The following is an 8711-nucleotide window of genomic DNA, read 5'->3' as shown; positions in this document are numbered from 1 at the left end:
GGACAGCCGCTCGACCAGCAGCACACCCACGCCCTCCGACCACGCGGCACCATCCGCAGCACCCGCGAACGACTTGCACCGGCCGTCCTTCGCCAGCCCCCGCTGCCGGCTGAACTCCACGAAGACCTCGGGTTCGGACATGACGGCCACGCCCCCTGCGAGCGCGAGGGAGCACTCACCGGAGCGGAGCGCCTGGATCGCGAGGTGCAGGCTCACGAGCGACGAGGAGCACGCGGTGTCCACCGTCATCGACGGGCCCTCAAGGCCGAGTACGTAGGAGATCCTGCCGGAGGCGATGCCGCCGGTGCTCGCGTTGTGGGCGTAGTCGTGGTACATCATGCCGGCGAAGACACCGGTTCGGCTCTCCTTGAGGGAGAGCGGGTCGATACCGGCCCGCTCGAACACCTCCCACGATGCCTCCAGCAGGAGTCGCTGCTGCGGGTCCATGATCAGCGCCTCGTTCGGACTGATACCGAAGAACGCCGGATCGAATCCAGGGGCGTCGTCGAGGAAGCCGCCGCGCGCGACGTAGCTGGTGTCGGGTCGTACACCTTCCGGGTCGTAGATCTTCCGGAGGTTCCAGCCCCGGTCGGTCGGGAAGTCGGAGATGAGGTCTGCGCCCTCGCTCACGGCCTGCCAGAGGTCCTCGGGTGAGGCGATGTTGCCCGGGTAGCGGCACGCCATGCCCACGATCGCGATCGGGTCGTCGGCGTGGACGGCAGCGTGCGGGCGCACCGGGGTGGGGGTTGCCGCTGCGGGGTCGCCGGCTCCGGACAGTTCCCCCAGCAGCCGGCGGGCCAGGGCCGCGGGGGTGGGGTAGTCGAACACGACAGTCGCGGGGAGTCGGAGCGCGGTGGCCTCGGCCACCGCGTTGCGGAACTCCACGGCACGCAGGGAGTCGAAACCGAGGTCCTTGAACGCCTTCTCCGGCTCGATGGCCTGGAGCGAGCTGTAGCCGAGGACGGAGGCGACCTGCTCCAGGACGACCTCCAGGACGACGGCTTCGCGCTCCGTCTCGGTGATGCGGGCGAGCCGCTGCTGAAGGCCGTTCGCCTCGACGTGGCCTGTCGCCCTGCGCCGTGCGACGACGGGGACCAGAGTGCGGAAGAGATCGCGGGCCGCGGAGCCCTGGGCCCTTACGGCGGCGAGATCGAGCTGCACCGGGGCCACCACCGGCCGGTCCACCCGCAGGGCGGTGTCGAAAAGGGCCACGCCTCCCTCCGAGGAGATCGGGAAGACGCCGCCGACGGACGAGATGCGGGAGCGTTCGGCTCCGGACAGCTTGCCGGTCATTCCGCTGGCCTCGTCCCAGAAACCCCAGGCGAGGGAGTGTGCGGGGAGGTCTTCCGCCCTGCGGTACGTGGCCAGGGCGTCCAGGAACGCGTTGGCCGCGGCGTAGTTGCCCTGACCCGCGTTGCCGAAGGTGCCAGCCACGGAGGAGAAGAGGATGAAGGCGGTGAGGTTCATGCCGCGGGTCAGCTCGTGGAGGTTCAGTGCCGCGTCCACCTTCGGACGCAGGACCGCCTCCACCCGCTCCGCCGTCAGCGAGCCGATCACCCCGTCATCCAGCACACCCGCCAGATGCACCACCCCCACCAGCGGCCGATCCGCCGGAACCGACTCCAACACCCGCTCCACAGACGCCCGGTCAGCCACGTCACACGCCTCGACCACCACCTCCGCACCCCAGCCCGCCAACTCCTCGACCAACTCCCCCACACCCTCGACGGCACCACCACGACGGCTCGTCAACACCAACCGCCGCACCCCACGCTCCACCACCAGATGACGCGCGAACACCCGCCCCAACGTCCCCGTACCACCCGTCAACAACACCGTCCCGGCGGAATCGAACTCCACGCCGGCGCTGTCGTCGGACGGCTGTGCCACACGCACCAACCGACCCACGTGGGCCCGGTTCCCGTGCACCACCACCTGCGACTCGCCCATGGCGGTCACCCGCGCGGCCTGGTCCGTCACCTCGTCCGCGTCGCTGTCCAGCAGCACCACGCGTCCCGGGTTCTCCGACTGCGCCGAGCGCACCAGGCCCCATACAGCCGCACCCGCCAGGTCCACCGTGCCGGTGCCCGGCAGTGCGACGGCACCCTTGGTCCGCACGACCAGACGGGACTCACCGAACCGCTCATCGGCCAACCACGCCTGCACCACTTCCAGCGCTTCGCACACCGCGGCCCGGACACCGTCCGCAGTGCCGCCCCCCGCCCCACCGGCGCGGAGCGATTCGTACACCACCACGTCCGGTACGGCGTGCGAACTCCCCGTCACGTCGTTCCAGCGCCCCACCGAGACACCGTCGACGGCTTGCGCGTCCGGCAGCGCCGTCTCGGGCCACTCCATCGCGAAGAGGGACCCCGCCACTCCCGACTCCGCCACGGCGCGCCGCTCTCCGCCCACCGAGCGCAGCACCAGCGAGTCCACCGACGCCACCACCCCGCCTCCGGCGTCCGCCAGCACCACCGACACACGGTTCTCACCCGCCGCCGACACCCGGACCCGCACCGCCGAAGCGCCCACCGCACCCAACGACACACCCGACCAGGCGAACGGCAACGCGGCCCCCTCACCCACCGCACCCGACAGCGCCACCGTGTGCAACGCCGCGTCGAGGAGGGCCGGGTGGAGCCGGAAGTCGGTCGCGGGTGTGCCGGTGGGCAGGGCGACCTCGGCGTAGACGTCGCCGTCGGCGCGCCAGGCGGCGGTCAGTCCCTGGAAGACGGGGCCGTAGCGCAGCCCTTCCTCCGCCATGCCGTCGTAGAAGCCGTCCAGGTCCACCGGCTCGGCGCCGGACGGCGGCCACTGCGCCGAGACCCAGGCGGTGGCGTCGGACGGTCCGTGCGCTCCCGGGGTCTCCGGGGCGATGACTCCGGTCGCGTGCCGGGTCCAGGGCTGGTCGCCGTCCTCCGTGCGGGCGTGCACGGTCACCGGGCGCCTGCCGTCCGAGCCGGCCGTGCCGACCGTGACGCGTACCGCGACTCCGCCCCGTTCGGGGACGGTGAGAGGGGTCTCCAGTGTCAGTTCGTCGATGACGGCACAGCCGGCCATGTCGGCCGCGTAGCCGACGAGTTCCACGTGTCCGGTGCCGGGGAAGAAGACGGAGTCGTCCACGCGGTGGTCGCCGAGCCAGGGATGCGTCCCGAGGGACAGGCGGCCCGTGAGGCTGAGCGCGTCCGTGTCCGGAGCGGACACCCGTGCGCCGAGCAGCGGGTGGTCCGCCGGTTCGAGACCGGCGGTCAGCACGTCGCCCGCACCGGTGGGGGCTGTGACCCAGTAGCGCTCGCGCTGGAAGGCGTACGTCGGGAGCTCCACACGGGTGGCCGGCTCGGCGTCGTGGAAGAGGCTCCAGTCGACGGTGGCACCGTGCACGTAGGCCTCGGCCAGTGACAGCGCGAACCGGGCGGGGTCTCCGCTGTGACGGCGCAGCGATCCGACGGCGGCGGCGGTGGCCGGGGTGGTGGCGATCGTCTCTCCGAGGGCGACGAAGAGGCCCGGGTGGGGGCTGGCCTCGACGAAGAGGGTGAGCCCGTCGTCGAGCATGGCCCGGGTGGTGTCCTCGAATCGCACGGTGCGGCGCAGGTTCTCGTACCAGTAGCCGGCGTCGAGTGCTGTCGTGTCGATCGGCTCCGCGGTCGCCGTGGAGTAGAAGGTCACGGTGGACGTGCGGGGCGTCACGTCGGCGATCTCGGCCAGGAGACGGTCGCGGATCTCTTCGACGAACACCGAGTGGGAGGCGTAGTCCACCGGTATCCGACGGGTCTGCACTCCCTGGGCCTCCAGGTGGATGTGGAGCTCGTCGAGGGCTTCCTTCTCGCCGCAGACGACGGTGGAGGCGGGGCTGTTGACCACGGCGATCTGGAGCCGGTCGCCCCAGCCGCGCATCACCGACTCGGCCTCCGCGGCGGGCAGTGCGACCGACATCATGCCCCCGCGTCCGGCGAGGTCCTGGCGGATGATCCGGCTGCGGAGGGCGACGACGCGGGCGCCGTCCTCCAACGAGAGGGCTCCGGCGACGCAGGCAGCGGCGATCTCTCCCTGTGAGTGGCCGACGACGGCGGCGGGCTCCACACCGCACGCACGCCAGAGAGCGGCGAGGGAGACCATGACGGCCCACAGGACCGGCTGGACGACGTCGACCTCTTCGAGGGTGGGTGCGCCCGGGCGCTCGTGGACCACGTCGAGGAGGTCCCAGTCGGTGAAGGGGGCCAGCGCTTCGGCGCACTCACGCATCCGGTCGGCGAACACCGGTGACGTGGCGAGGAGTTCGACAGCCATGCCGGCCCACTGGGAGCCCTGGCCGGGGAAGACGAACGCGACCTGGGCGGGGCCGGTGGCCGTCCCCCGCACCACGTGGCGTGCCTTGGCGTCGACCGCGAGCGCGTCCAGGCCGCTGAGCAGGGGGGTGGGCTCGCTGCCGTCCGCGACCGTGGGATCCCCGGTGTCGAGGATGACGGCACGGTGCTCGAAGGCGGTGCGGGTGGCGATCAGGGCGTGGCCGATGTCCCGGTGGCGGGCAGTGGCGCCGGCTCCGTCCCGTACGAAGGAGGCGAGCCGCTCCGCCTGGGCGCGCAGACCCGCGGCGCTGCGAGCGGAGAGGAGGAACGGTGTGATGGGCGCGGCGGGCGTGACGAAGGGGAGCGCCCGGTCGTCGGTGTCCGGTCGGCTCCCGGCCGGTTCCACGCTCGTCCCGTCGGACGCCTCGGCCGGGTCCGGCTCCGGTGCTTCCTGGAGGATCAGGTGGACGTTGGTGCCGCTGAGTCCGAAGGCCGAGACGCCCGCGGTGCGCGGGTGGCCCTGGCGCGTCCAGGGTTCGGCCTCGGTGAGCAGGCTGACGTGGCCGGAGGTCCAGTCGACGTGGGTGGAGGGCTGCTCGACGTGCAGGGTTCGGGGCAGCAGGCCGTTGCGCAGGGCCATGACCATCTTGATGACGCCACCGACGCCGGCGGCTGCCTGGGCGTGGCCGATGTTGGCTTTGAACGAGCCCAGTCGCAGCGGCTGTTCGGCGGTGCGGTCCTGGCCGTACGTGGCGAGCAGGGCCTGCGCCTCGATCGGGTCGCCCAGGGTGGTCCCGGTGCCGTGCGCCTCGACGGCGTCGACGTGGGCGCCGGGTACGCGTGCGTTGGCGAGGGCCTGGCGGATGACGCGCTGCTGGGACGGGCCGCTGGGTGCGGTGAGGCCGTTGGAGGCTCCGTCCGAGTTGATGGCCGAGCCGCGGACGACGGCGAGGACGGGGTGACCGTTGCGGCGGGCGTCGGAGAGGCGTTCCAGCAGGACGATGCCGGCGCCCTCGGACCAGCCTGTGCCGTCGGCGGTGTCGGAGAAGGCCTTGCACCGGCCGTCGGGTGCGAGTCCGCGCTGCTTGCTGAAGGCGACGAAGGGCGCTGCCGTCGACATGACCATGACGCCACCGGCCAGGGCGAGGCCGCATTCGTCCTGGCGCAGCGCCTGGACGGCGAGGTGGAGCGCGACGAGTGACGACGAGCAGGCGGTGTCGACGGTGAAGGAGGGCCCTTCGAGGCCCAGGGCGTACGAGATGCGGCCGGAGATGACGGACGCGGCCCGTGCCGTGGCCATGTATGCCTCGACGGCTTCCGGTACGCCTTCGGGGAAGTCGCCGTAGTCCTGGATGCCGGACCCCATGTAGACGCCGACGCGCCCGCCGCGCAGGGTCTCCGGGTCGATTCCGGCCCGTTCGAAGGCTTCCCAGGCGACTTCGAGGCTGAGGCGCTGCTGCGGGTCGGTGGCCTCCGCCTCCAGGGGGCTCATTCCGAAGAATCCGGCGTCGAAGTCGCCCGCGCCTTCGAGGAATCCGCCCTGGTGCACATAGCTGGTTCCCGGTTGCGAGGCGTCCTGGCCCATGAGCTGGTCGAGGTCCCAGCCTCGGTCGTCCGGCATGCCCGATACGGCGTCACGGCCCTCTGCCACCAGTTGCCACAGTTCTTCGGGGGTGGTCACCCCGCCGGGGAAGCGGCAGCCCATGGCCACGATCGCGATGGGTTCCTGCGCGGCGGCCTCGGCGTCCTGCAGGCGGCGCCGGGTGCGGTGCAGGTCGGCGGTCACCTTTTTGAGGTAGTCGAGGATCTTCTCGTCGTTGGCCATGTCGGTCTCACCGGGTCCTTCGGGGCAGATGACGGCAGGGGGCGGATGGCGGCAGCGTGCCCGTGTCAGGCGAGGCCGAGTTCCTGGTCGATGAAGGCGAGGACGTCGTCCGCGGAGGCTTCGTCGAGTGAGTCCCGCACGGCGGACGCCCCCGTGTCGCCGCTCTGGATGGTGGTCAGGGTGTCGAGGAGGGTCTGCAGCCGTGAGGTGATGCGGCTGCTGCGGATCTCCTCGATGTCCAGCGCCCCCACCAGTTCCTCGAACCGGTCGATCTCCGCGAGGACGGGCGTGGCGGTGTCGTCGCTGTCCGGGAAGAGCCGGGTGTGCAGGTGGTCGGCGAGTGCGGTGGGTGTCGCGTAGTCGAAGATCAGCGTCGCGGGCAGTTTGGCACCCGTGGCGGCGGTGAGAGCCTGGCGGAGTTCCACGGCGGCGACGGAGTCGAAGCCGAGGTCCTCGAAGGCGCGCTGCGGGTCGAGTTGCGAGGCCGCGTCGTATCCCAGCAGGGTCGCGACACGGGTACGTACGAGGTCGAGCACCGCGCGGCTTCGCTCGGCCGTGGAGAGGCCGGCGAGCCTGGCCATCAGGTCCTCCGCGTCCGAGCCCGCAGCTCCGGGTTCGGCGGAGAGGATCCGGCGTACGTCGTCGAGCGCGTCGAGCAGGGGGCGGGGGCGGGCGAGCGTGTAGGTGGGGACGAAGCGGGACCAGTCGAACTCGGCGACGACGAGATGGCTCTCGTCGTGCTCCAGGGCCTGCCGCAGCGCGCCGATGGCGTGGTGGGGGGCCATGGCGGGGGCGCCGATGCGTTCCATCGCGGCGGCGAGTTCGGCGTCGACCATACCGCCCTGCCAGGAGCTCCATGCCACGGACGTGGCGGTGAGCCCCCGGGATCGGCGCTGGTGGGCGAGGGCGTCGAGGCGGGCGTTGGCCGCGGCGTAGGCGGCCTGACCGGCGCTGCCCCAGACGGCGGCGCCGGAGGAGAACAGCACGAAGGCGTCAAGGGGCCGGTCGCCGAGGAGTGCGTCGAGGTGCCGGGCCCCGGTGACCTTGGCGTGGCCGACGGCCGCGAACTCCTCCTCGGTCAGTTCGGTGAGCGGTGCCATGCGCTGCATGGCACCGGCCGCGTGCACGACGGTGGTCAACGGCATGTCGTCCGGGACGGAGTCGAGAACCCGGGCCAGCGCGGCGCGGTCGGTGACGTCACAGGCGGCGAGGGTCACCCGGGTGCCGGACGCCTCCAGTTCGGCTGCCAGTTCGCGGGCACCGTCGGCCGCGCCGCCCTGCCGGCTGAGGAGCATCAGGTGCGGGATGCCGTCGGCGGCGAGCATGCGGGCGACGTGGGCACCCAGGCCGCCGGTGCCACCGGTGATCAGCGCGGTGCCGTGCGACGGGCGGGTCCGGACCGGCGTGCGGTCGCCCAGGGGGGCGCGGACGAGGCGGCGGGCGAGCATGCCCTCGGCGCGCAGGGCCACCGCGTCCTCTCCGGTGGCGCCCGAGAGCACGTCGCAGAGGCGGTGCAGGTCGGCCGGCCGGAGTTCGGCGGGGAGGTCGAGGGTGCCGCCCCAGGTGTCGGGGTGGTCGAGGGCGAGGGCGCCGCCGAGGCCCCAGAGCTGGGCCTGTTCCGGGGCGGTCAGCTCCGTGGAGCGGGAGGTGGCGACGGCGGACCGTGTGGCGCACCAGAGCCTGGGGGCGTCCGGGATGTCCGCGAGTGCCTGCACCAGGGTGACGGTGGCCGTGAGACCGCGGGTGAGATGGAGGTGTGCGGGTTCGGGGCGGTCGTCGAGGGCGAGCAGGGACAGGATGCCGGCGGCGGGCTGCTCGGCGAGACGGGCGGCCAGGTCCGCTCGGCCCAGGCCGGGGCCCGCTTCGATGATGTGCGGGGAGGCGCCGCGTTCGATCAGCGCGGCCAGGATCGCGGTGACCTCGGCGTTTTCGGTCTGTCCTTCGGCGACGGCGACGAGCCAGGGGGCGTCGAGCGCGGTGGCTCCGGCGGGCGGTGCGGGGACGGTCTGCCAGACGACGCGGTAGCGGAGGTTGTCGAGTACGGCCCTCTCCTGATGGAGGCGGCGCCAGCGTGCCATCGCGGGCACCACCTCGCCGAGTGCGCTCTCGGTGACCGAGAGCCGGTCGGCGAGAGCTGTGAAGTCCTCCCGTTCGACGGCTTCCCAGAAGGCCGCCCCGGCCGGGTCATCGGGCCGGCCGGTGGTGGTTTGTGCCTCGGGTCGCTCCTGCCAGTGGCTGCGGCGCTGGAAGGGGTAGGTGGGCAGGGAGACGCGGTGGCCTCCCCGGCCTTCGAAGAAGGCGTTCCAGTCGACCTTCGCGCCGTGCGCGTGGGCTTGGGAGACTGCGGCGATCAATGTGCGGGCCTCGTCGCGGTCACGGCGCAGGACGGGGACGCACAGGATGTCGTGGGCGGGCGTCAGGCAGTCGGCCGCCATGGGGCTGAGTGCCGCGTCGGGGCCGAGTTCCACGAAGCGGGTGACGCCCTGGCCCACCAGATGGGCAACACCGTCGGCGAACCGGACGGCCTCACGAACATGACGCACCCAGTACTCCGGCGACGTCACCTGCTCCACCGCCGCCTCGACACCCGTCACAAG

The 8711-nt window shown here is 72.4% G+C and carries 2 protein-coding genes; both read right to left on the bottom strand.

All coding sequences use genetic code 11. The features are described 5' to 3' along the window. The coding region (locus ACFZAX_RS35225; protein WP_390967035.1) for an SDR family NAD(P)-dependent oxidoreductase at positions 1-6114 on the bottom strand (6114 nt) is incomplete at its 3' end. Between the two features lie 65 nt (positions 6115-6179). Beyond that, positions 6180-8711 (bottom strand): SDR family NAD(P)-dependent oxidoreductase (locus tag ACFZAX_RS35220; RefSeq protein ID WP_390967033.1); only part of this gene is annotated, 2532 nt, incomplete at its 5' end.

This window comes from Streptomyces sp. NPDC008125 (genome assembly GCF_042957125.1).
Classification (GTDB): Bacteria; Actinomycetota; Actinomycetes; order Streptomycetales; family Streptomycetaceae; genus Streptomyces.
The sequence above is the reverse complement of the archived record's forward strand: the minus strand, read 5'-3'. Positions and strand labels throughout refer to the sequence as shown.